Origin of the sequence: Paenibacillus borealis (assembly GCF_000758665.1) — a bacterium.
In the GTDB taxonomy this organism is placed as follows: Bacteria; Bacillota; Bacilli; order Paenibacillales; family Paenibacillaceae; genus Paenibacillus_AQ; species Paenibacillus_AQ borealis.
In genome coordinates, this window is sequence record NZ_CP009285.1 from 5,832,633 (window position 1) to 5,855,785 (window position 23,153).

Genomic DNA, 23,153 nt, shown 5'->3' on the forward strand with positions numbered 1-23,153 from the left:
AGTCTCCTTCGGCTTAATCTATAGAATGAATAATTTTAATAGTCTTGATCTCAAACGGGAGGAACGTAAGCGTCAGCTCCCCAGCCTCATCCGGCAGCAGCTCCGTCTCTTCTTCCAGTGCATTGGACAGGTATATCGCCGAATGCGGCAGCGGCCAGCCGAGCTTGACGGTCTCGCGTCCGCCGGCGGATTCATACAGCCGCAGAATGCTGCCGGTTCCGTCTTCCGCCAATTTGACCGTATCCAGGATAACCTGCTTCCCGTCATAAGGGAGGAAGGAGCCGGAAGGCGGCAGCTGTCCTGCACTTGAAGCACAAGCGACCGCATAGGAAGTATGATTCAGCTCAGCGGCTTTGCGGAGGGTATGCGCCCCGCGCCAGTCTCCGGTATGCGGATACAGGGAATACGTGAATTCATGTGTGCCCAGATCCGCCGAATGATCCGGCCAGCGCGGCGCGCGCAGCAGCGACAGCCGGATTGTGCTGCCCTGCGTGTCGTAGCCGTACTTGCAGTCATTCAGCAGGCTGACGCCATAGTCATGCTCTGACACATCCGCATAGCGGTGGCCGCAGACTTCATATTGCGCCTGCTCCCAGCTGGTATTGCGGTGGGTTGACCGCTCCAGCGCGCCGAACGGAATCTCATAGGTGGCCTTGCTGGTCACTACATCTACCGGGAAGCCGACCTTCAGCAGCTTATGGGCTTCATTCCATTGCACCTTCGTCTTAAAGTCGATTCGCCGGTCACAGTGATACAGGATCAGCTCCTGCTCAATTTCGGTCTGGCCGATGCTCCAGCGGAAATACAGTACATCGCAGACAGGGCCTGAGGACAGCAGCTTCTTCTCCAGCAGAACGGCTTCTCCGGCGGGCTGCTCCTCATACCGGCTGTCCAGATCCCATGCGTCCCAGAGCACAGGACGGTCATGGAAGAAATGCAGGCGGTTCGCGCGCTCACCGGGCTTGACGATCTCACGCCCGGCTTCCTTGTCATACAGGCTGATGATCTCACCCTGTTCATTGAACCGGAGCCGGTAATATCCGGTTTCCCATTCCTGGCCGAACGAAGCTGCAACCGAAGCTTCATTCGATGCTTCAACCGGTGCCGGCTCATCTCTGCTATCGCTGCCAACCTCGCCGTTACCGTCAACTCTGCCATCTCCGCGCAACGCTGGATGTTCCTCATCTCTCAGCCACACGGTTGCATACCCGAACGCCGGAACCTCCGGAACCCGGATGCGGAGAACGGCTGACTCTCCATCTGCAACCGGCTCCGCGGCCAGCCGCATTCCGTTCCGGTCATATACGGCGGCAGCAGTGTTATCTGCTCCGTCTCCGGCCGCCTGGAGCTCAACCACCATATCCCGGGTCCAGCCCAGGCTGTTCAGAATGACAAAAGGCTTGCCCTCTCCCCGGGTGTCGATCCCGGATACAGCCGCTTTCATGACACTCTTCAGACTGTCCTCTCCCAGATTGAAGATATCCCGGTACTCTTTGTCCGAAGTCTGATAGACCTCGGGAATCGAGGAACCCGGAATAATGTCGTGGAACTGATTCAGCAGGATCAGCTTCCAGCCTTTATGCAGGGCATGGCCTGTCTTTTCGCGCAGGTCAGGCTGCATACGGTCTCCGGCCAGTGTCTGCCATACTTCTGCTTCCCGGTACAGAATCTCCGCCTTGCGGTTATTGCGTTTATTCTTGGCATGAGTCGTATAGGTACCCCGGTGCAGCTCCAGATACAGATCGCCCTGCCAGACCGGCAGCTCCGGCTTAGCCTGCTCAATGCCGGCGAAGAAATCCGCCGCCGTACTATAGGTTGAAGCTGGCTGGCCTACCATCAGCTCCGAACGGTTGATATATTCGAGCATCTCCCGCGTAACTCCGCCGCCCCCGTCACCGTGTCCGTACAGCAGCATCTGCTCGCTGTGGACCGTTTTTTCCCGGTAGGACTGCCAGTGCTCATGGATATCCTTCGGCAGCGTATTCTCATTTACGCCGTGGTTCATGTAGGACAAGAGTGCAGTTCCGTCTATGCCTACCCAGTAGAACAAATCGTAAGGGAACAGATTCGTATCATTCCAGCCGAGCTTGGTTGTCATGAAATAGCGGACCTTGCCGTGCTTCAGGATCTGCGGCAGGGAGGCGCAATAACCGAAGGTATCCGGCAGCCATTCAATCTCGGAACGCAGTCCGAATTCCTCCTGATAGAACCGCTGCCCGTACAGCATTTGCCGCATCAGGGACTCACCGCTGGGAATATTCAGGTCAGGCTCGACCCACATGCCGCCGACCAGCTCCCAGCGTCCTTCACGGATCCGCGCCTTCACCTTCTCATACAGCTCAGGGTCGTTATCCTTCAGATAAGCGAACAGCTGCGGCTGGCTCTGGGCATAGCGGTACTCCGGATATTCCTCCATCAGCGCATGAACCGTCGAGAATGTACGGCTGGCCTTGCGCACAGTTTCCCGCGCCGGCCACAGCCAGGCGATATCGATATGCGACTGCCCGACCATATGAATGAAGCCTTCACTGTTGCCGCCGATTTCCCGGACCTTTCCGGTCAGCTCCTGCTCGATGCCTTCGATTCCGCCGCTGTCCCCTGCTGCTTCTGGCCCCATAAGGACAAAAGCATCCATCGCCTGATACAGCGCCTCCAGGATACGTGCCCGCCTGAAGTCCTGCTCCGGCAGCAGCAGCGCCGAATCACGGATCACGATCACGGTGTACATCAGCGACTGCACAGGCAGGTTAACCCTAACGAGTGCAGCGGTTATGGACCGGACCGGCGGCTGGATCACCGCCTGCTTATTCAGCGGGTCATCGGGCTCGGGAACCGGATCATACAGCTCAATCTCAATCTCCGGCTTTCGTCCGTCGGCCTCCGGATCAAGGGAAGCGAAGGTATGATTGCGGTCCAGTCCCTGGCGGGAAGCTCCGCCCACACGCAGCAGCCCTTCTCCGCCCGAACGGAAGATCAGTCCCGTGTCTGCTCTAGGCCATTCCTCCGGAATATCGAGCGTTGTACGGAACATATAAGTAGTTCCCTGCACACTCGGGAACAATCCGAAGGCTTCACTGCCCGGATACGGCTGCAGCTCATCATAATGGCCCGGCTGCCGGTAGGCTGTGGAGAACACCTGCCAGTCCTCAACCACGCGGTATTCCAGCCATTGCTGCTGCGATAATTCACGGATAAACCTGTCTATTCGCTCCATGTCTATACGTTTCATATCTGCTCCTCCATAACTGCAAGCTCCATATCGAGCGTATCGTTGACGTTCCTTCCTACTCCGATCCGGAAGATCCCCGGTTCAACCACCGGCTTGTACTCCGGCCCGATATAGCTCAGTTGATCTGCACTGAGCCTGAAAGTAACCGTCTGCTTCTCCCCCGGCTCCAGGTAAATCTTCCGGAACCCTTTCAATTCTTTGGCCGGTCTGGTCACCTTGCTGACCCGGTCGGAAATATATAGCTGCACGACCTCCGCACCTCTGCGGGAGCCTGTATTCTCTACTTCCACAGTAACTTCAGCCGTTCCGTCGGCCCGGATTTCAGCAGGTTCTACCTGAAGCCCGGTGTAGCTGAATTCGGTATAGCTGAGTCCGAAGCCGAAGGGGTAGAGCGGCTGAGAATCCCCTTCAAGATACCGTGCACCACGGGACCGTTTGCCCAGATAATATACGGGCAGTTGTCCCGCGTCCGCAGGCAAGGAGAGGGTCAATCTGCCTGACGGATTCACATCGCCGAACAGAATGTCCGCAATGGCATGGCCGCCCTCCTGCCCGGGATACCAGGCTTCCAGAATGGCATCCGCCTGCTCATCGATCCACGGCTCGGCAACGGGACGGCCGTTGATATATACAACCACCACCGGCTTGCCGAGCGCCTTCAGCTGCTTCATCAGCTCCAGCTGGACGCCGGACAGCTGAAGGGACATCCGGTCGATGCCTTCGCCGCAATCCATATCACTAAGCTCGTTCTCCGTCACCTTCGAGGCTCCGGTCCGCAGATCAATGCTGCCCTCGCCAAAGTCTCTGGCGCTCGACCCGCCCAGTGCGAGAACGATCGTATCCGCCCAAGCCGCAGCCTGGAGCGCGGACTCGAACCCTTCGGTGGAACTGTCTTTGATCCGGCAGCCCGGCGCATAGCGTACCAATTCCTTCTCCGCGGAGAGCTTAGCCCGTATTCCGGCCAGCACCGTCGCCACCCGGTCACGCGGCTGCGGGGAGGTGTAATCCCCGAGCTGATTGTAGCCGGTATCCGCGTTGGGTCCGATGACAGCCACTTTGCCTATGCCCGCAGACAAGGGGAGGATACCGTTATTCTTCAGCAGCACAATTCCTTCTGCTGCTATGTTCCGTGCCAGCTCCGCATGCTCCGGGCTTCCGGTCACACGCTCCGCCAGATCGGGATTCGCAAACGGCTGGTCGAACAGCCCCAGCCGGAACTTCAGCTCCAGCACACGCGCGGCTGCCTCATCCACCAGCTTCTCCTCCAAACGGCCGTTGCGCAGAGCGTCGAGCAGATACCGGCCGAACATGACGCCGGACATCTCCATATCTATCCCGGCGCGGAGCGCCTGCACAGCCGCATCTTCGCCGCCGTCAGCCGTATCATGGCCCGCCGCCAGCATATCAATCGCGCCGCAGTCGGTAATGATCAGGCCGCCGAAGCCCCATTCCCCGCGCAGCACATCCCGCAGCAGCTCCTCATTGGTTGTGCACGGTACGCCGTCAATCTCGTTATACGCCGGCATGATGGACACCGCACCGGCTTCCACCGCCTTGCGGAACGGATACATATCGACCTCAAGCAGCTCCCGCTTGCCGATATGCGCCGGACCGGCATTTCTGCCGCCCTCGGAGCTGCCATAAGCCACAAAGTGCTTCAAAGTCGCCCCCACACTGGACCCGCTGGCCAGCTCCTCGCCCTGCAGCCCCTCCACGGAAGCCACGGCGAATTCGCCGATGAGATACGGATCTTCTCCGAAACATTCCTCGGTACGGCCCCAGCGCGGATCACGCACCACATCTAACACGGGAGAATACGTAACCGCCCCGCCTTGCGCCCGGGTCTCCAGCGCCACGGCCCGGCACATCTCCCGGTACAGCTCCACATTCCAGGTGCTGCCGATCAGCAGCGGGACCGGAAATACGGTTGCCCCGATTGCCATATGACCATGCGAGCATTCCTCCCCGATCAGCAGGGGAATGCCCAGCCTGGAATGCTCCAGCACATAACGCTGGATCGCATTCACCGCTTCGGCTCCGGCACGCGGCCCAAGTCCTGTCTCCAGGGTGACTCCCGTCCAGGGGTCTGCCCGCAGGGTTCCATATAATGCGCCAACTCCGCCTTCACGGACCTGGCGTTTGAAATCTTCTGTCAGCTCTACGCTGCCTTCTGTATATTCATAGGTCTGCCACCCGAACAGCTGAATCAGCTGGCCAACCTTCTCTTCCGGTGTCATCAGCCCCAGCAGATGCTCTGTACGCTCTCCGGCAGGCTTCGTATGATCTCTATATAACATCCGGTTCCCCACACCCTTTCTCCTGTTGAACTCCTATTCTTTAACTGCACCTATGGTAAGGCCCTGGATGAAGTAACGCTGAAAGAACGGATACGCGAATATAATGGGCCCGGTAGCCAGCACCACCATTGCCATACGTGAAGTATCCTGAGGCATGGAGCGCATCGCTTCCAGGCTGAGTGAGCTGTTCTGCGAATTCTGCATAATGAACTGCATACTGGTCTCAATCCGCATCAGCATCGACTGCAGCGGCACCAGATTGGGATTATCAATATAGAGCAGAGCATTGAACCAGTCGTTCCAGTACCCGAGCGTGCTGAACAGGCCAATTGTAGCCAGGCCGGGCAGGGACAGCGGCAGAACAATTCTCAGGAAGGTGCGGAACTCTCCGGCACCGTCGATTTTGGCCGACTCGATCAGGGCATCCGGCACGCTGGTAATGTAGAAGGTCCGCAGAATCATAATGTAAAAAGCATTGACCGCCAGCGGCAGCACCAGCGCCCAGATACTGTCCTTCAGGCCCAGCAGCTGCGTCACGATAATATAGGTAGGCACGAGCCCGCCGTTAAATAACATGGTGAAGAAAGCAAAAAACGCGAAGAAATTGCGGTATTTGAAGCTTTTACGGGAAATGGCATAGGCATAGAGTGAAATAAGCAGCAGGCTGACCAGCGTGCCAATTACGGTAACAGCAATCGTCACCCCATAGGAACGGAGCAGCGTATCCCCCGAGCCAAATACATATTTGTAGGCTTCGAGACTCCATTTGGCCGGAATTAATTGATAGCCGTCCCGCGCAAGCGAACCTTCGTCAGTGAAGGAGATGAGGACTACGAACAGAAACGGGAAGATGCACAGTATGGCAAAGCCTCCGGCGATACAGTTGAAGATGATATTCCACACGGACGACAGCCGGTGAAAATCGCGCGATTTCACAGCATTAGCAGACATTGGATGACCTCACTTTCCTTCATTTTCCCTAGAATAATGCACTGTCCTTATCGAATCTGCGCACGATGTAATTCGAGGTGATGACCAGTACAAAGCCAACCACGGATTGATATAAGCCCGCAGCCGTGCTCATCCCGATCTCGCCGGTAGTCTTGAGCCCGCGGTACACATACGTATCGATAACATTGGTCACGCTGTAGAGTGTCCCCGAATCCCGTGGCACCTGATAGAACAGCCCGAAATCGGCATAAAAAATCTTCCCGATCGCAAGCAAAGTCATGATGATAATGATCGGATTCAGCAGCGGCAGCGTAATATTGCGGATCTGCTGGAACTTGCTGGCCCCGTCGATCATCGATGCTTCGTACAGGGACTTGTCGATGCCCATGATGGCGGCCAGATAGACCACACTGTTGTAGCCGACAGCCTTCCAAAGATAGACGAATATAATAATGAACGGCCAGTATTTCGATTCGGAGTACCATGAGATTTTGCTGCCGAATAAGGCGTTAAGCAGTCCCCGCTCCGAGCTCAGAAAGCTGAAGGCAAAGTAGCCTACAACGACCCAGGACAGAAAATACGGCAGGAACATTCCAGTCTGATAGAGCTTGGCCAGCTTTTTATTGGTAATCTCAGACAGCACAACTGCCAGCAGCACCGACAGGATCAGGCCAATGATAATGAAAGCCGTATTATATAGAAGCGTGTTGCGTGTGATCAGAAAAGCATCGTTGGTGCTGAACAGAAACTTGAAGTTATCCCAGCCGACCCACTTGCTGTTAATAATGCTGGCCCAGAACCCGTCCCTGCTGAACCGGTATTCCTTAAACGCAATGACCGTACCCACCATAGGCAGGTAGGAGAAGAACAAAAACCACAGTGCGCCCGGGAGAACCATAAACAGCAGCACTTTATTTCTGACAATATCTTTAGCGGACTTTCCTATTTTCCCCATGCTCCCAGTTCCTCCTTTGCCGGAAAATTCTTCCGTTAATACAAAAAGATCGGGCCAAGTCTAATCACCCGCCCGATCTTGAATTACCTGCTACTTATTGTTCGCTGCTTTCCAGGCGTCGAGCTGTGTTTGTGCTTCGGCAATAATTTTATCCAGACCGGCGGCTTTGAATTTCTCATTGGCCTTGGCCAGATACTCTTCCGGATCTACCGAGCCTGTCATCAGCGGTGCCCAGAATTCTTCCTTCACGTTCTGAACGGCAGCAATTTCATTCGTGATGTTGGACGTATCGAAGTTAAAGCCAAGCAGCGGCGCGTTGATGCCGGAATCATTGAACTTCTTGAATTCTTCCCATTTGTTCTCAGGGTCGCCTTCATTCAGGTAGTTGATCATAATGTTGCCCAGTGAGAAGGTCGGCATATCGTAGTTCTTCGCATCCGGGAGGTTCTTGATCATGTTGTCGCTGATTTTCTCGTAATGGACGCCTTCGATACCGGAATCAATCATGTTGCGCAATACAGGATCTGTATTCAGCAGGTTCAGGAATTCCATTGCTTTCTCAGGGTGCTCGGAGTTGGCGGAGATGGCCTGCATGGACCCCATAACGGACCAGTTGTAGATGTAAGGCTGGCTGGCCGGCGTGGACACAACCGGATAACCGTAGCTTGCACTCCACAGATTGTCAGCCATCGGCTGGGTGGCAGCCCGGTCGGTGAACCATTTACCCGCTTTGTACAAGTCATCCACCGACGATGTTGTAGCTACTTCAGGAGAGATGTAGCCTGCCTGATAGAACTTGCGGACGGTTTTCAGCGCTTCCTTGATTTCCGGGGTTTCCAGGATGTTCACTACTTTATAGTCCTTGGTGTCCATGTATACCGCCATAGGCATCTTCTCGATGATATAGTCAAACGGCATAATCGGCATGAAGTCCTTGACCATGGCGTACGGGGTAATCTCCGGCTCGTTGTCTTTGATTGTTTTGAGCAGCGGCTCGAGATCTGCCATCGTTTTCACGCTGGTGAGATCAAGCTTGTATTTGTCCAGCAGCTCTTTGTTGAAGCGGAATACCTCTTGCGCAGGCAGCTCTTTATTGGCCGGAATCGCATAGTTATGGCCGTCCACCTTGGAGCCTTCCAGGAAGGCCGGATCAATGGCATCCACGATGCCTTTGCCCTGATTCTTCAGCAGATCATCCAGCTGCAGGAACGCCCCTTTGCGGGCATTCTGCACATAATCAAACGCCCAGGAACAGGTGAACAGAATATCCATCGGTTCGCCCGAGGCAACCATGACCTGCATTTTCTGCGTGTAATCCCCGAAGTCAATCATCTTCACATCGAGTGTGGCATTGATTTTGTCCAGCGTGTATTTATTAATTTCATCAACAACTTTGTTCAGGTCCTTCTGCGGTGCCCCGATGGTGTACCAGATCAGTTCTACGGGATCTTCCGAAGGCTTGGTTTCAGATGTGGCCGCTGTGTTCGTCCCCGATGCAGTTTCTCCGCCCGTATTCGTATTCTTGGCGTTGTTCCCCCCGCATGCGCTAAGCGCCAGTGATAATGTTAAAAGCGTTGTCAACAACAAGGAGAAGTGTTTCTTTTTCTTACTCATTTGCCGTACCCCCTTTTAATTAGCCGTCCGGAAATCCAGGCCCGCCGGGCATTCCCGGCTGCAGGTTTCCATGAGCTATACGTTTACTTTATAAGATGAAAGCATTTTCAAATAGAAGAGAAACTATATAAATTCATGTATGAAGTAAAGAAAAATACCCTCAAACATAACATCTATCTTACAAAAAGGAGCTGCCTTAGAGCAGCCCCTTGAATTCTGTCGGAGAGATGCCAACGTATTTCTTAAATTGTTTGTAGAAATAGCCCATCTCCCAGTAGCCGACACTTCGCGCGATCTCATGTACCTTGTGGTTTGTCGAGCGGAGCTGCTCCTTCGCCTTCTCAATCCGGTAACGGTTCATATATTCCGCAAACGATTCACCGGTCATTTTGTGAAACAGCTGTCCGAGATACACCGGGTGAATATTGAACATGAAGCCCAGCTTCTTCAGCGACAGATCCTCACTGTAGGATTTCTCAATATAATTCAGCACCTGGTTCACAACCGGGCTCTTCAGCTCACGGTCCAGCAGTTCGATGATGCTTCCGGCTGTCTGCATGACAGCAGCGGACAGGCCCGGCAGTGAATTCGCCCTGTGTATCGCGGTCAGCCCCTGCGCAATAAGCTCCCGCTCCATTTCACTGCGGATCTCTTTAATCAGCATGCGGAAATACAGAATCCATTCCAGGGAAATCTCCCGGAGCAGCTCGGGGGTCAGCCCCTCCATACATTTCGCAGAGAAATACAATTCGAGCCGCCCGGTCAGCGCCGGAAGATTCTTGGCCATAATTAATTTCGAATACTCGCTCCAGTCCTCCGGTAAGGCCGCTTCAATATCTTCCTTGCGCTCCTTCAGCTGTTCATAATAGATCAGGCTGCGCTCCGGGTAGATTTCCAGGAATTCCTGAGCCTGCTTCGCCTGCTCATAGCTGGCCGGAGCAGCCTGCACCCCGTCCATGACGGCTCCAACCGCAACGCGCAGCCGCTGGCCGGGAGCGCCTAAGCCGGTGATCTCCTGCAGAATGGAGGCCATCTCTTCCGCCCCTCTGCTCTCGTCCGCATAATTATGTATGAGCACCAGATCACTATCCGAGTCCCAGAACATGAAGAACGAAGCATGGGCACCGACTAGAGCGGCGGCATTCTTCCGGAAGGCTTCCGTGGCCGGCTCCGCCTGGACCAGCGCAACTTGAATATAACGGCTGCTGATTGACAAGCCCAGCAGATTCAGCCGTTCGGACAGCTCTTCAGGATCAATCTGCCTCCGCATCCAGCGCAGCAGCACATTATCCTTCAGCACGGAGTTCGTATACTCATACCACTCCGTATCGAGTCTGGAGACATTCAGCTTCTCGGCAATCGTCTCCAGCGTACTCTGGAATTCCTCCAGGTTGATCGGCTTGAGCAGATAATTCTCAATGCCGAGCGACAGGCCTTCTTTGACATAGATGAATTCATCATAGCCGCTCAGCACAACCACCTTCAGCTCCGGAAGGAATTCCTGGGCAGCACGGATCAGCTCAAGGCCGGTCATCACGGGCATGGATATATCGGTAATGAGAATATCGGCAGGCACCTCGCGCAGCTGCTCCAGCGCTTCCTGCCCGTTCTCGGCTTGTCCCACAATCGTGAGGCCCAGCCGCTCCCAGTCCAATATATCCTGCAGGCCGCTAAGAATGAACGGCTCATCATCGACAATAAACACCTTATACATGCTCTGTCTCCTCCTTAACGGGATATGGAAAAGTAATGGTGACCTCGGTGCCTGCTCCTTGTTCACTAGCCAGCTCAACCCCGTACGGCTTGCCGTACATCAGCCTTAGCCGTTCATGGATGCTCCGCAGCCCGAACGACTCTGATCCGGACAATTCCCGGTTATCCTCCAGCCCCAGCCGGAGCCGGTCCAGCTTCTCCCCGGCAATGCCCAGGCCGTTGTCCGTGACTACAGCCCGTATATTGTTGTTATCATCGGGATGGATCCTGATGCTGATCACGTTACCGGTTTGTCCGGTGCGCATGCCATGCAGAATGTAGTTCTCGATTACCGGCTGGAGGGACATTTTGAGTACAGGAAGACCTTCCAGCTCTTTACTGCAGTCGATGGTATAAGCGAACCGGTCCTTGTAACGGATCCGGAACAGCTCCAGGTACATACGGCAGGCTTCCAGCTCATCCTTGAACGTATATTTCGCCTTCGGGCGGACATACGATTTGAAGAGCACAGACAGGCTGTAGATCATTTCGCCGACATCCTTCGCTCCGCTGGAAATCGCCCGCATCCGTATAACCTCCAGCGTATTATAGAGAAAATGCGGATTCACCCTAGCCTCCAGGGTAGCGATTTCCGTATGCTTCTGCTTGATTTCAGCTTTGTACACCTGATCAATATACTGGTTCAGTTCATCCAGCATGCTGTTGAAGCTCTTGGCAATCTGGCCTAATTCATCCTCACGGTTGTCTACGATCCGGGTGTTCAAATCCCCGTTTTTGACCTTGCGGGTGAAGCGGATGATGCGGTGTGTCCGTTTGGCAAAATTCGAAATAAACATCGCCGGCAGCAGCACTGCGAACAGGATGCATACGAGGGCAATCGTAACAATGGTATTGCGCGCACTGCTGTAGGTTTCGGCGAGCTCCTTCTTAGAGATCAGGCTGACCACCGTGTAACCCGCCTGGCTCTGGGTCAGGCGGGTCGCCACCATCCCGTCCATGGAGATTTCTTCCCCGGAGTTCGCCCCTTGCAGCTGCAGATATTTCCGGCCGTACCCTTGACCCGAAGTGTCAAAGATGACTTCATTCTGGGCAGAGAGCACAAGAATTTCGCCTTTGAAATCCTGCTTATAATTATTCATCGCCTGCCAGATGGATTCGGAATCAAAGTAGACCAGCATCTGGCCGATATTGAGCAGCGACGACTTGTTGGTAATGGGGATTTTCACCGAGAACATAGGGGTTCTCTGCATGCCGATGCTCTTCAGCACCCAAATATTCGGCACGGACACCAGGCTCTCCTCATCCAGAACCATCGAATCAGGGACGAAGGAATGGGCCGCATTGGTCGATACCCGGTCAAACTGTCTGCGGTTGTCATAATAGTACATCACCTGCTGATTGGCGCTGTACAGCATCAGGCTGCGGATATCCGGATCATCGTCGATCTTGTTCTGGAAATACTGCACAGCGTTAGACGTAGACTGATCCCCGAGCAGGTAGCGGTCCAGCCGGTGCTCGACATATTCGCCGAAGGGATGCTCCAGCAGAAATGTGGTGTTGCTCGCCAGACTCCCGTCCCGGTAGACATCACGCATCATATCCTGGACGGACTGGTATTTGTTCTCCACATAGTTGCTGATGCTCTCCATCGTCTTGCGCTGGATATCCATCTGCCGCTGCACCGCAGAATCCGAGATCAGCATCAGCACCAGATACGAGAAGGCAATGATCGTTGCAATGAAGATACAGGATACGATAAGGGTAAACCGCATAAACATATTATCTTTAAAATACTTGCGGTACAGGGAATTACTCCGCATAGTCCACCTCCTTAACATTTGCTGGCTTACGCCTGTCATTATGATACACAAGAAGCGCTCCCCCCTAATACTGTTCAGGAGTGAGCGCCTTGTTTATGGCTTGCAAGCGGGCGGTAATTCCTTACCGCCCGCCAGGCTTAATTCAAATAATTCAGCAGCAGCTGCGCAGCTTCTGCACGGGTGGCAGGGGCTTTGGGCGCAAAGGTTCCGTCAGCCCGCCCTCTCACGAGGCCAAGCGCTGCCGCTTCAGCCACCTGATCCGCTGCCCAGTCCGAGATATCCGCAGCATCCTTAATAGTCAGGCTGCCCGCTGCGGCCGGGATTGAACCCTGCTGCAGCCGGTAAGCCCGCATCAGAATGACGGTCATCTCTTCGCGGCTGATCTCCGCAGACGGCTGGAAGGATTCCGGCGTACGGCCGGTAATCAGCCCCGCCTGGACCATGCCGGAGAGCCCACTCTGATACCAGGCGCCTGCCGGAACATCGGCGAAGGAAGTAGTGCCGCTGCCGCTTAGCTGCAGCATGCCCGCCATCAGCTGCACGAATTCAGCCCGGGTAATATTGCGGCCCGGCTGATAAGCCTGCTCTGATATCCCCTTGATCAGATGCTTCGCAGACAGCTCACGCAAGGCTTCAAAGGCCCAGTGCGTGACCGGAACATCGCTGAACTGCTTGGAATACTCCAGCAGCGCATACGTGCCGCCGCCGTCCAGAAGTCCCGTGAGCCCGCCGTCTTCTGCCGCCCCGCCCAGATAGGCGAGTGTGCCGTCACTTCCCGCACGGTACAGGCCAAGCAGCTTCGGCGTAAGTCCGTCAGCCTGCCATACCAGACTCACTGGAGTTGTATAAGCTTCAAGATGGTGCGCCGTTCCATCCGCCCCGGTCAGATACAGCTCATAATCGATCAGCTTGCCTCTCAGCGTTACGCCGGCCTCCGTCTTCAGCTTCACTTCATCCAGCGCCTTCAATTCCGCCTTCAGCAGGATCTTTGCGCCGCCGCTTTGATCAGCAGGCAGGACTTCCGCCAGCTGCTTCAGCAGCGCCGGCGCCAGCACCAGCCCGATTCCGTCTCCCTGCACACGCAGGGAATGGGTTCCCAGCAGCGCCCCGGCATCCACCGGAAGCTCAATGACAGCCGCTTGCCCTATCTGCACTGTAACTACCCCGTTCACCGCAGAGCTGCTAAGCTGGGCGGCGGTAATGACTGCAGCCGAAGGACCCGGCGTTGCGGCTGGTTGTGGTGTTGCCGCAGGCTTCGCCGTTACTGACGGCGGACTTGTTGTTGTCACCGGAGGATTCGTTGGCGTCACGGCTTGGCGGTTGACGCTCAGAGCAATCGGCTCCGTGCGGACCGCATCCGTATAAGTACGGTTACCAATGATGCGGGTATTGGTCACCTCAACCTGGTACGCCCCCGCATCAGCAATTTGAGTCTGTCCGATGGTCAGGCTGCTTCCAAGCGCACCCTCCAGTACAAGGTCATTCTTCAGCCAGCGGTAGCTCAGCTCCCCGTAAGTTGAAGCGGCAACTACGCTGAAGGTTACCGGATCACCCTCTGGTACCGGATTAACCGTGGCCGTAAATGCTTGAACCGACGGGAGTTCATGCGCCGGATAGACCTTGAGCTTAAGCTCCGTTCCGGTGATACGTTCTGCATTCAGCTCCGCTTTGCCGGTCAGCACCACACGGTACTGCATCCCGTCATCTTCCACTCCCGGAGTGAAGCGGTACACCGCTCCGGTAACATCCGGAACCGGCAGCCAATCCCCGCCGTCCGCGCGCTTCATCTCCCAGGCGATGGACTCCACATCTCCTGTCAGATCCACCAGCAGCGTTACAGCTTCCCCTCCGGTTGTCTCCAGCAGAGGCGGCAGATCGGTCACGAATGCCGGAAGAGTCCATTCTGCTTCAGCCGGAAGCACCTGCAGGAGGTATTCCTGCTCACCGGTCAAGCCGCCTTCGCCTGTCACGACTACCTTGTACCGGTAGCCGCTCATCGACTCCGACAACTCCGGAAGCGTCAGCACCTCCCCCGTTCCGGCCGGTTCGCCATAGCCCTCTCCCCTGTCCACATACCAAGTGTAGGATAGACTGCCTGCCCCTTTGCCGGCGGCGCGCAGCACACCAGTCCCGCCCGCCCGCAGCGAGCCTTCACTGACAATCTGCACCTCCGGGGCCTTGAGGGCCCATTTCGCCGTCAGCGTTAATTCACCAGGTACCGTCCGGGCAGCAAAATCCCATTTCTCGGCACCGTTGTACCAGCCCTCCAGCTCGTAACCTTCCTTCGTTACAGCCGGAGCATTCAAGTACTCCCCGTACACAGCCTGAACTACTGTTCCGGCCGGACTTCCCCCGTTAGCATCAAAGGTGATATCATAGCGCCCTCTAAGGTATACAGGCCGGGACTTGTTCCCGCTGTAATCCTCCATCACCGCTGTTACCACTTTAGCTGTTGAGGTAAAGCTCAGACTGGCTTTTGTCGTGCGGCCGCGGATAATCATAGGCTTGTTCGCAGCAGCATCCGACAAATAGGTTACCGGAAAGGATCTGTCCTTGCCGTCTTCATTAATATACATATACCGCCAGTCCCTGGCGTTCGGCATCGGCAGGTTCAGCGTATTGCCGTTCCACGACCAATTCTCCGCATAGGGCTCGGACACCTTATCGGTGAAGGTCCCGTTATAGGTTACCTTATCCGTATTGCCAGCCTGGACCGTAACGGTATACTCGTCTCCGTTCACCGGCATGTTCGGGAACAGGGCTGAAGTTGTACCCTCGGGCAAGGTCAGTTCCTGCAAGACCGGCTCAGGCGTGGTAATCCAGTTGGTCGACTTCACTGTAACCTTAACCGCACCCTGGGCGGAACCGGGATTCGACCATTTGACCAGTAAATCCCCATCCGCAGCAGACGCTGCTTCAATATTCGAGACCGCCGAATTCAGGTCGAAGGACAAGCTGGCTGCGTCCCCCTCCAGCCCGTCCGCCCCTACCGGAACAACCTTGAGGACACCGGCTTTGGACGGCAGCTTTTTGATATAGAACATCTCGTCATATTTGCCGCCCATATAGATATCGTTCACATATATATTGTATTGCTTCACTTTGGAATAATCAGGGTCCATCTCCCAATTCACGATCATTTCATCTGTGCCTGACAAAGCCTGCGCAATCGCGAGACCCTCAGGAGCCGGAGGTTTGACAGCCGAGCCGTCATGGATCCGGAGCTGGCCGATATTCACCTGATAATCCGCAATCGTACTCTGTCCGGGTGTAAATACAAGGCCGAGAGCAGCGATTTCCCGTCCGGCGTAAGCCCCGAGGCTAACTTCACGGGCCACCCAGCCTGCGGTTTGTTTGCCGCTGTCCGCCAGAGGAACCTTAACCACCTCAGCCGGGTTGTCCCGGAAGATCAGACCCGCACTCATTACCGAAGCATCGTCAGCCGAAGGCTTGTTATAAACAATGGACAGCTTAGAGTCCGCCTTTACAGCCAGGTCACTCTTATACAGCCGGAGGAAGTTCTCCTGATCCAGTGCCCCGTTCACCACCAGGGAACTGCCGCCGTTGTAGCCGCCGATCTGCTCATAATTCATCCGCGGATTGGCGGACAACTCATATTCCGGGCCATAATCGAAATCTACCTCCAAGCGGTTGCCCGATGTGTCCTGCCACCATTGCCAGGTTACCGGGACATCCTGGAGACTCATATTCGACCACTCGTCTCCGCTGGATTCCGCTCCGTTCACATAATAGGACAGTCCGTGGCCGGTATTGAAATTCGTGTAGAAGCTGAAATCCTTCACTACTGACCGTTCCGTGATTACGGAAGCGATCCCCGGCCAATAGCGGTTATCGGCATACACATCGGATACAGTGTTCGCAGCAGATACCGCGGTATTATCAGGATTTACATTGGGTCCCGACCACCAGAGCTGCTCCCGCAGGTTCGTCATCCACTGGTACTTGTTATCCGTCCGGTTCGACACCGGCCAGGCTTTCCCCATATCCTCATCCAGGCCCGCATGGACAAAGTCGGCTCCCAGCGTCGCCATGCTTAGCCGCGGAACACCGCCGGACAGCTTGCTGCTTAGCGCCGTGCCCTGCACATTCTTGAAGCGGTCCCTCCCAGCTTCCAGTCCGGCGAAGCCGACATCATAGAGGCTGAAATCAGTCCCTTGTGTATTGTTCAGATTATTCAGATAATTCGTTGCTGCATTGATCTGCGAACTGCCCATCCCATAATCAAAGAAATAAGAATTCGAGACCTGTTCCTTGCTTGTCTTGTCGTACAGCATAGAAATATTATTATCGTTAAACGTTCTGGCGAAGGTATTGGAGCCCGTTGCTGTATTCAAGGAATCATACCACTGGACATACAACCCGCCCTTTTGCAGCGCTTTCATAAATGCAATGTAATCCGGAATATCTGCGGTCACGACGTTCGGATTCTGCTCCTCCTGGTTAAGGAAATAACCATCATAGCCGAAGTAACGCGCCATTTCAATCATTTTCGCGGCTACGGGGAAGTTCCCGTTCTCATCCTTCACAAGCATTTGTTTATAGGTCTGCTGCCCCCGATCATTATTGGAGAAGAAAACACCAGCCAGAGACATCACGCCATTCTTGTGCGCGGCATCGGTGTAGGTTGGGTTCGGGATGTTCAGCATGCCGAATTCAAACCATTTCTGCTGCCAGTCGGACTGGGCCAGATCGTCATAATATTCCGGCGGTGTGTATGCTGTCGCCGTACCATGCCAATAGGAATAATAGTCGATATACTGCCAGAAATTGAAGTGATATTGTGCGAACTTGTTGGTATAAGGAGCGTTCTCGATGAATGCATTCCCATAGTCTCCCGCTACGTTAATCATCTGTACATCCGGATTCAGGTCCGGATTCGCCTGCGTAGCCTTGAAGGGCGCAATCCGCTGCTGCAACGGGACCCGGGAACGCAGAAGCTCCGCATCCTGATCCGTCTCCGGACTCCAGTCCGCTATCTGATTACTGGTGTAACCATGTACGCTCGGCTGGTTCGCCCCATGCGCACTCTCCTCTTGGAACGGCCAGGTGTCTCCGGCCAGGGCTGTCTGCGGCAGCAGGGTAACCAGAAGCGCTGCGCTTAACACAGTTGAAGTTAGCTTGTGAAGTTTCGGTGTTCGGGTATGAGATACCATTGTCCACTCTCCTCATTCTTGGGTTAATCTCCGGCTCTGTCAGGTAATCCAGCGGTTTAATGAGAACGCATTCATATAAGGATAAGTTATAACGTGAAGCATACAAATTCTTACATTCTGATAAGTACTGCTCCTCCTCTTATTTTTTATCCAAGCTTAATATATAGCAGTTTCTGCCGGATCTAATAGAAGCGAAATTAAAGATACGCTGGCCAAATTAAAGGAAATGTTCAGTCCCTGGCCAAATGACTTGCTTACCAAAGCCAAGTTTACTGTCTTACAAGCCCGCTTAACCTGCCGAATATGCTGGAGCTCCCGGCTATGGATGCTGTACAGATTACTTTCAATAATCCTGCACCAAATACAACATTCCCCTCACTATGCAGAACAAAATCCAAAATTGTTGTACAAAAGGCATCATTTCGCCGCCTCCAGACGGTTTAACGGGACAATTGCTGTATTTCGTACAACAATCCTGCCAAACACCCGGATATCCGGGTATCGAAGTTGCACTACGTACAACATTTATGCCGATACAATCTGAACTTAAGAATCTCAGCGCTGCCGGTACGAATCCGGTATGAGAAACCAAGAGATTCTCCCTGTCTCTACGCGTGAATCGGCAATTTGTCCGGGCTTACTCTAACGTGCTAACGTGCATTTTTATTGCCGGATTATTCATTCTGCATACAGCAAAAAAGCAGCCTCCGCGGGGAAGCTGCCCTTTGATTCTGCTGCCATGCAAGCTGCTGAGCCTGCGGATTACTCCGCAGATTCAGCAGAGGCCGGATAAGGATTAATCTTCTTAATCGTTCCGTCTTCATTATATTTAAGCTCGGTATATTTCACGCTGCGCTTATGATTCACGCCGCCCGACAACGAGCTGTCGTGATAGAACAGGTACCACTTGTCTTCAAACTCAACAATCGAATGATGGGTAGTCCAGCCAACGACCGGAGACAGAATCTCGCCCTTGAAGGTAAACGGCCCCATAGGATTCTGGCTGACGGCATATACCAGCGTGTGTTGTGTTCCTGTCGAATAAGAGAGGTAGTAAGTACCGTTGTACTTGTGAACCCATGGCCCCTCGAAATATCTCCGCTGCTCATCACCGGCAAGAATCGGGTTACCGTCTTCATCCACAATCGAAATCTCTGCAGGCTGCTCCTGAAAAGACAGCATATCTTCGCTCAGCAGAGCCACACGCGGTCCAATCGCCGGCGCATCCAGAGCAGGTCCCTCCGCATCCGGCACGAATGTGCCTGTCTGCCATTTCTCCAGCTGGCCTCCCCAAAGGCCGCCAAAGTAGATATATGCCCTGTTATCGTCATCCACCAATACAGCCGGATCTATACTATAGCTGCCGGCGATGTAATCGGGCTGCGGGTCAAACGGGCCTGCCGGTGAAGCAGAGGTTGCCACCCCAATCCGGAATATTCCGTCGTGGTCACGGGCCGGGAAGAACAGATAATAGGTATTGTTCTTATAGGCTGCGTCCGGAGCCCAGAGCTGCTTGGAGGCCCAGGGGATCTGATCCAGATGAAGCGCCTGGCCGTGATCCACTACCGGCGACTCAAAGTTCTCCAGCGACAGAATATGATAATCTTCCATGGCATACTGGTCCCCGTTATCATTATCCGGTCCGTCATGATCCAGATCATGCGAAGGATAAATGTAGATTTTCCCTTCATAGACATGGGCGGACGGGTCCGCAGTATAGATGTGGGTAACGAGCGGTTCATTTTGTTTTGGCAAACGTGTCATAGGACATCTCCTTTGGTATTTGTGTAATAGAATTCGGCAAAATAACCTGGAGCCGCAGCATCCATCCCCTCTCCCGAGGCGTGAAGTCCCAGGCAGACCCCGGTGAACCCGCCGTTCACCTCAGGTGACAGAACAGATACATGGACCTGCTGCTCTGCTTCCTGCCAGGATACCCCATCCTCCGAATACGAGCAGGTATAGACTTCACCGTCCGAACCAAGGCGGAGCCGGACCTCCCCGGAGCTACCTGCTGCGTAATGGTACACCTGCTTATGATCCCCGTCTTTGACGGTAAGCTCAATTACGCGTCTGCCTTCCCTGCCGGCAAGTCCCCAGAAGATGTATCCCCGGTTATTCAGGCGGGCGGCCAATCCGGCATACTCCCCATCCTTCGCGGGATCAAAATCAAGATTAACGCCCGTCTCCATCCGGTGATGCTTCTGGCGGATACAGGCAAACACTGCCGGCGCCTCGTCATCCAGCGTATAGGCATTCCCCCGGATGGCAAGTTTACCCTCCTGCTCTGTCCAGGAATACCTTTCCTCCTCATAGCTGCGGAGAAAAGCCCATTCCGGCCCGAAGCTGCCGCCCAGCTCCAACCGCTGAACACGGTCGTCCGGGCCTGCATCCTCAGCGGAGACCACTGTTCCTTCATTGTTGTCAATCACCGGCCAGCCCTCTTCCGTCCAGGTCACCGGAGCCAGGAAGGTCTCTCTGCCCAGCGGAGAGTATTTACCGTCCACCGGACGCATGCCCAGAAACACGGCCCACCAATTCCCCGACATATCCTCCACCAGATCCGCATGACCCAGGCATTGAACCGGATGCTCCTTCAGCCCGCGGTGGGTAAGTATAGGTTCAGGCTTATCCTCAAACGGCCCGTAAGGGTTGCTGCTGCGGGCAATGATCTCCCGGTGATCCCGGGCGGTGCCGCCTGATGCCGTCATCAGGTAGTAGACGCCCTTGATTTTGTACAGATGCGGCCCTTCTACCCATGGACCCTCATCCCCCCGCCAGATCTCCACAGGCTCCGACAGCACTTCACCGGACACCGGATCAATCCCGTACTGGATAATATGGGATTCATAGCCGGCTCCATTCTGCACAGTCACGTAAGCGCGCCCAACCTCATCGAAGAACAGGGACGGATCGATTCCCCCGTAAGGCAGCAGAACCGGCTCCGACCAGGGACCTTCCGGCTTGTCCGCCGTCACGAAGAAATTACCGATCCCCCGCACATCCGTAGTGATCATATAGAAGCGGCCCGCATGATGGCGTATCGTAGCGGCGTATATACCGTCAGAGCTGCCGCTTGTCCGCAGATCCACCTGGGATTGCCGGGTCAATACATGCCCTATCTGCGTCCAGTGAATGAGATCCTTGCTATGGAAGATAGGGACGCCAGGGAAATACTCAAAAGAGCTGTTAATCAAATAATAATCATCATTTACGCGGACTACACTGGGATCTGGATAGTAGCCCGGGATCACAGGATTCCTGACATTTGTTGAGTGCATAATACCCTCCCTGAAATTGTGCGCAAGCGTTTACAATCCTCAGTACCATTTTACAAGCCGATATTATTATTTCCCATACGCAGAATAAAGGACTTACCCCGAAAATTATGAGAATCGCCATCCTATCGAAATTGTAATTCAAACAACGGGCCTCTGCTCGCCATTTTGCTTGGAGGAATGGTCATTTTTTGCTGAATGTTTATCAAATGTTAATGAAGCCTTAATGGCTTGTTCAGATTAGATGGGGTGAACGTTTATAACGGCCCGCTAGAATGAGAGAATGCCGGCAAACAAATTAAATACATAGAACTGTAGTGGGGTGGGACAACGCATGAGCGAATATGTGCTTCAGGCACACCAATTATCGAAGCATTACAAGAATCATCCTGCTCTGGACCGTGTCGATATGTCGATACGCCGGGGCAGCATCTATGGGTTCATAGGCCAGAACGGCGCCGGAAAATCAACCCTTATGCGGATAGCGGCAGGACTTTCCAGGCCAACCTCAGGCCAAATCGAATTATTCGGATACCGTGAAGGTACCAAGCTTGTACAGGCGAGAAAAAGGATTGGCACGACTATAGAGACCCCCGCCCTTTTCCCTCATCTGACAGCAGCAGAGAACCTGGAGGTATTCCGGCTGCAGAAGGGAATCCGCGACAAGTCTCAGATCCGCCAAACGTTATCATTAGTAGGACTTGAGCAGGCCGGCAGCAAAATCGCTGCCAACTTCTCTTTGGGTATGAAGCAGCGGCTGGGTCTGGCGGTCTCACTGCTCGGCAACCCGGAGCTGCTTATTCTTGACGAACCTACCAATGGGCTCGATCCTGTGGGGGTTGTTGAATTAAGAGAATTATTGCTTCATTTAAATAGAGACAAGCGCATCAGCATTCTTATATCCAGCCACATTCTGAGTGAGCTCCATTTGCTTGCAAGTGATTACGGCATTATTCATAACGGGCGGATGCTGGAGCAGTTATCTGTAAGCGAGCTGCAGGCCAAGTGCAGGCAATACCTGCACATCAAGGTGGACTCACCTGAGAGGGCCTTAGGAATTATACAAGAAGAATGGCAGACAACGGAATACGAGATAGATGCTGACGGTATCATCCGCTTGTATGAACCGTTCGGCCGTCCCGGCGAGCTCTCCGCGAAGCTGTTTGCAGCAGGTCTTGAAGTCCAGCAGTTCATGCCGATGGGCGAAAAGCTGGAGCGGTATTATACCAAGCTGATCGGAGGGGCGGCAAATGGCAAACCTGTTACGGTCTGAACTGTACAAGTTGTACAAAGACCCCTCATTCCGGATTCTGTGTTTCACTTTTTTCTTCGTGGCGGTCATCTTGTCCGGAGTTATAAATTATATGGGCTCAGAGCAGAAGGTTTTCAGTGGTATTACAGGGCTCGGCTACGGTGTACAAGTTAATGTGCTTGTGCTTAAAGTCTCTTTAGCCGTAGTGGGGGGCTTCTTCCTCTCAAATGAGCATGGCCTTGGGATTATGAAAATATCGGCTGCTTCGGGGTACAGCCGCGGGCAGATTTATGCTGCCAAGCTGACGGCCTATTCTACCGGAATCATCATTTTGTCCCTCATCGTCCCTGTAATATGCGTGGCAGCCGGCAGTATGCTGAATGGCTTCGGCAGCCTCCCGGAAATTCATGCCCCCCTATATTTATTGCGCACACTTGCCTTCACGATCCTATATGCAGCGGCCTTTGCTTCCATCGTTGCCGTGTTCGCTGTCACAACGACAGTAAGCGGCATAACGATTGGTGCGGTGCTCCTGGTACTGCTTTTCTTCGATACAATCTCACAATGGCTGAGCGGGAAATGGGCTGTGTACAGAGAATTTTATGAGCATACCGTTTTTAAGCTATTTATGGATATCACCGCCTACCAGCCGACAACATATGAACTCGCTCTCTTTATTCTGATTCCAATTGCAACTATTCTCTTATTTGCCTGGGTGGGGATTATGAGCTTCAGAAACATGGAAATCAAATAATAAACAGAATTCAAAGGAGACCTAATTATGAAAAAACGCATCCTCTATCTGGTGATCATTGTTGCCGGCGCATTATTGATATTATCCATGATCGGTTTTGAACCGGCCTGATTTAC

General features: G+C 54.0%; 12 protein-coding genes. 2 read left to right on the top strand and 10 right to left on the bottom strand.

Annotated elements, in window-relative coordinates; all coding sequences use genetic code 11:
* Nucleotides 1–13: 13 nt before the first annotated feature.
* The 10 genes from PBOR_RS24930 to PBOR_RS24975 form a co-directional block, all read right to left on the bottom strand.
* Nucleotides 14–3,214: an alpha-mannosidase gene (locus PBOR_RS24930; RefSeq protein ID WP_042219894.1), complete on the bottom strand. Its 3,201-nt coding sequence runs from the start codon at nucleotides 3,212–3,214 to the stop codon at nucleotides 14–16.
* 11 nt (nucleotides 3,215–3,225) lie between these two features.
* A complete protein-coding gene (locus PBOR_RS24935) occupies nucleotides 3,226–5,526 on the bottom strand; it encodes a glycoside hydrolase family 3 N-terminal domain-containing protein (protein WP_042219897.1) in 2,301 nt (766 codons plus the stop codon).
* Nucleotides 5,527–5,559: 33 nt separating this feature from the next.
* Nucleotides 5,560–6,477, bottom strand: coding sequence for a carbohydrate ABC transporter permease (locus PBOR_RS24940; protein ID WP_042216351.1), 918 nt, complete (start codon nucleotides 6,475–6,477; stop codon nucleotides 5,560–5,562).
* A 28-nt stretch (nucleotides 6,478–6,505) separates the two neighbouring features.
* Nucleotides 6,506–7,432 (bottom strand): ABC transporter permease, encoded by a 927-nt coding sequence (locus tag PBOR_RS24945; RefSeq protein WP_042216353.1) that lies wholly within the window; start codon nucleotides 7,430–7,432, stop codon nucleotides 6,506–6,508.
* Nucleotides 7,433–7,522: 90 nt separating this feature from the next.
* Nucleotides 7,523–9,046: an ABC transporter substrate-binding protein gene (locus PBOR_RS24950; protein ID WP_042216354.1), complete on the bottom strand. Its 1,524-nt coding sequence runs from the start codon at nucleotides 9,044–9,046 to the stop codon at nucleotides 7,523–7,525.
* 196 nt (nucleotides 9,047–9,242) lie between these two features.
* Nucleotides 9,243–10,760 carry a response regulator transcription factor gene (locus PBOR_RS24955; RefSeq protein ID WP_042216357.1) on the bottom strand — a complete coding sequence of 506 codons (1,518 nt, stop codon included), beginning with the start codon at nucleotides 10,758–10,760 and terminating at the stop codon, nucleotides 9,243–9,245.
* Entirely contained in the window at nucleotides 10,753–12,579 is a 1,827-nt protein-coding gene (locus tag PBOR_RS24960; RefSeq protein ID WP_042216359.1) for a sensor histidine kinase, read from the bottom strand. The genes PBOR_RS24955 and PBOR_RS24960 overlap by 8 nt, the downstream gene beginning before the upstream one ends.
* A gap of 137 nt (nucleotides 12,580–12,716) precedes the next feature.
* Nucleotides 12,717–17,753: an endo-beta-N-acetylglucosaminidase gene (locus tag PBOR_RS36420; RefSeq protein WP_081972170.1), complete on the bottom strand. Its 5,037-nt coding sequence runs from the start codon at nucleotides 17,751–17,753 to the stop codon at nucleotides 12,717–12,719.
* Nucleotides 17,754–18,515: 762 nt separating this feature from the next.
* Nucleotides 18,516–19,517 (bottom strand): glycoside hydrolase family 43 protein, encoded by a 1,002-nt coding sequence (locus PBOR_RS24970; RefSeq protein WP_042216361.1) that lies wholly within the window; start codon nucleotides 19,515–19,517, stop codon nucleotides 18,516–18,518.
* On the bottom strand, nucleotides 19,514–21,034 hold the full coding sequence (locus PBOR_RS24975; protein WP_042216363.1) for a glycoside hydrolase family 43 protein: 1,521 nt from the start codon (nucleotides 21,032–21,034) through the stop codon (nucleotides 19,514–19,516). Before PBOR_RS24975 ends, PBOR_RS24970 begins: the two co-directional genes overlap by 4 nt.
* 331 nt (nucleotides 21,035–21,365) lie before the next feature.
* Between PBOR_RS24975 and PBOR_RS24980 the strand changes: the two genes are divergently transcribed.
* Together PBOR_RS24980 and PBOR_RS24985 are read left to right on the top strand one after the other, a co-directional pair.
* Nucleotides 21,366–22,304, top strand: a complete 939-nt coding sequence (locus PBOR_RS24980; protein ID WP_042216365.1) for an ATP-binding cassette domain-containing protein — start codon at nucleotides 21,366–21,368, stop codon at nucleotides 22,302–22,304.
* Nucleotides 22,282–23,037, top strand: a complete 756-nt coding sequence (locus tag PBOR_RS24985) for an ABC transporter permease (protein WP_042216367.1) — start codon at nucleotides 22,282–22,284, stop codon at nucleotides 23,035–23,037. The genes PBOR_RS24980 and PBOR_RS24985 overlap by 23 nt, the downstream gene beginning before the upstream one ends.
* Nucleotides 23,038–23,153: the final 116 nt, after the last annotated feature.

What these genes read in the sequence shown, in the direction of transcription:
- PBOR_RS24935 (WP_042219897.1), bottom strand. Translation starts at nt 5,526, where the DNA reads ATGTTATATAGAGATCATACGAAGCCTGCCGGAGAGCGTACAGAGCAT.
- PBOR_RS24940 (WP_042216351.1), bottom strand. Translation starts at nt 6,477, where the DNA reads ATGTCTGCTAATGCTGTGAAATCGCGCGATTTTCACCGGCTGTCGTCC.
- PBOR_RS24955 (WP_042216357.1), bottom strand. Translation starts at nt 10,760, where the DNA reads ATGTATAAGGTGTTTATTGTCGATGATGAGCCGTTCATTCTTAGCGGC.
- PBOR_RS24985 (WP_042216367.1), top strand. Translation starts at nt 22,282, where the DNA reads ATGGCAAACCTGTTACGGTCTGAACTGTACAAGTTGTACAAAGACCCC.
- PBOR_RS24960 (WP_042216359.1), bottom strand. Translation starts at nt 12,579, where the DNA reads ATGCGGAGTAATTCCCTGTACCGCAAGTATTTTAAAGATAATATGTTT.
- PBOR_RS24980 (WP_042216365.1), top strand. Translation starts at nt 21,366, where the DNA reads ATGAGCGAATATGTGCTTCAGGCACACCAATTATCGAAGCATTACAAG.
- PBOR_RS24950 (WP_042216354.1), bottom strand. Translation starts at nt 9,046, where the DNA reads ATGAGTAAGAAAAAGAAACACTTCTCCTTGTTGTTGACAACGCTTTTA.
- PBOR_RS24975 (WP_042216363.1), bottom strand. Translation starts at nt 21,034, where the DNA reads ATGCACTCAACAAATGTCAGGAATCCTGTGATCCCGGGCTACTATCCA.
- PBOR_RS36420 (WP_081972170.1), bottom strand. Translation starts at nt 17,753, where the DNA reads ATGGTATCTCATACCCGAACACCGAAACTTCACAAGCTAACTTCAACT.
- PBOR_RS24970 (WP_042216361.1), bottom strand. Translation starts at nt 19,517, where the DNA reads ATGACACGTTTGCCAAAACAAAATGAACCGCTCGTTACCCACATCTAT.
- PBOR_RS24930 (WP_042219894.1), bottom strand. Translation starts at nt 3,214, where the DNA reads ATGGAGCGAATAGACAGGTTTATCCGTGAATTATCGCAGCAGCAATGG.
- PBOR_RS24945 (WP_042216353.1), bottom strand. Translation starts at nt 7,432, where the DNA reads ATGGGGAAAATAGGAAAGTCCGCTAAAGATATTGTCAGAAATAAAGTG.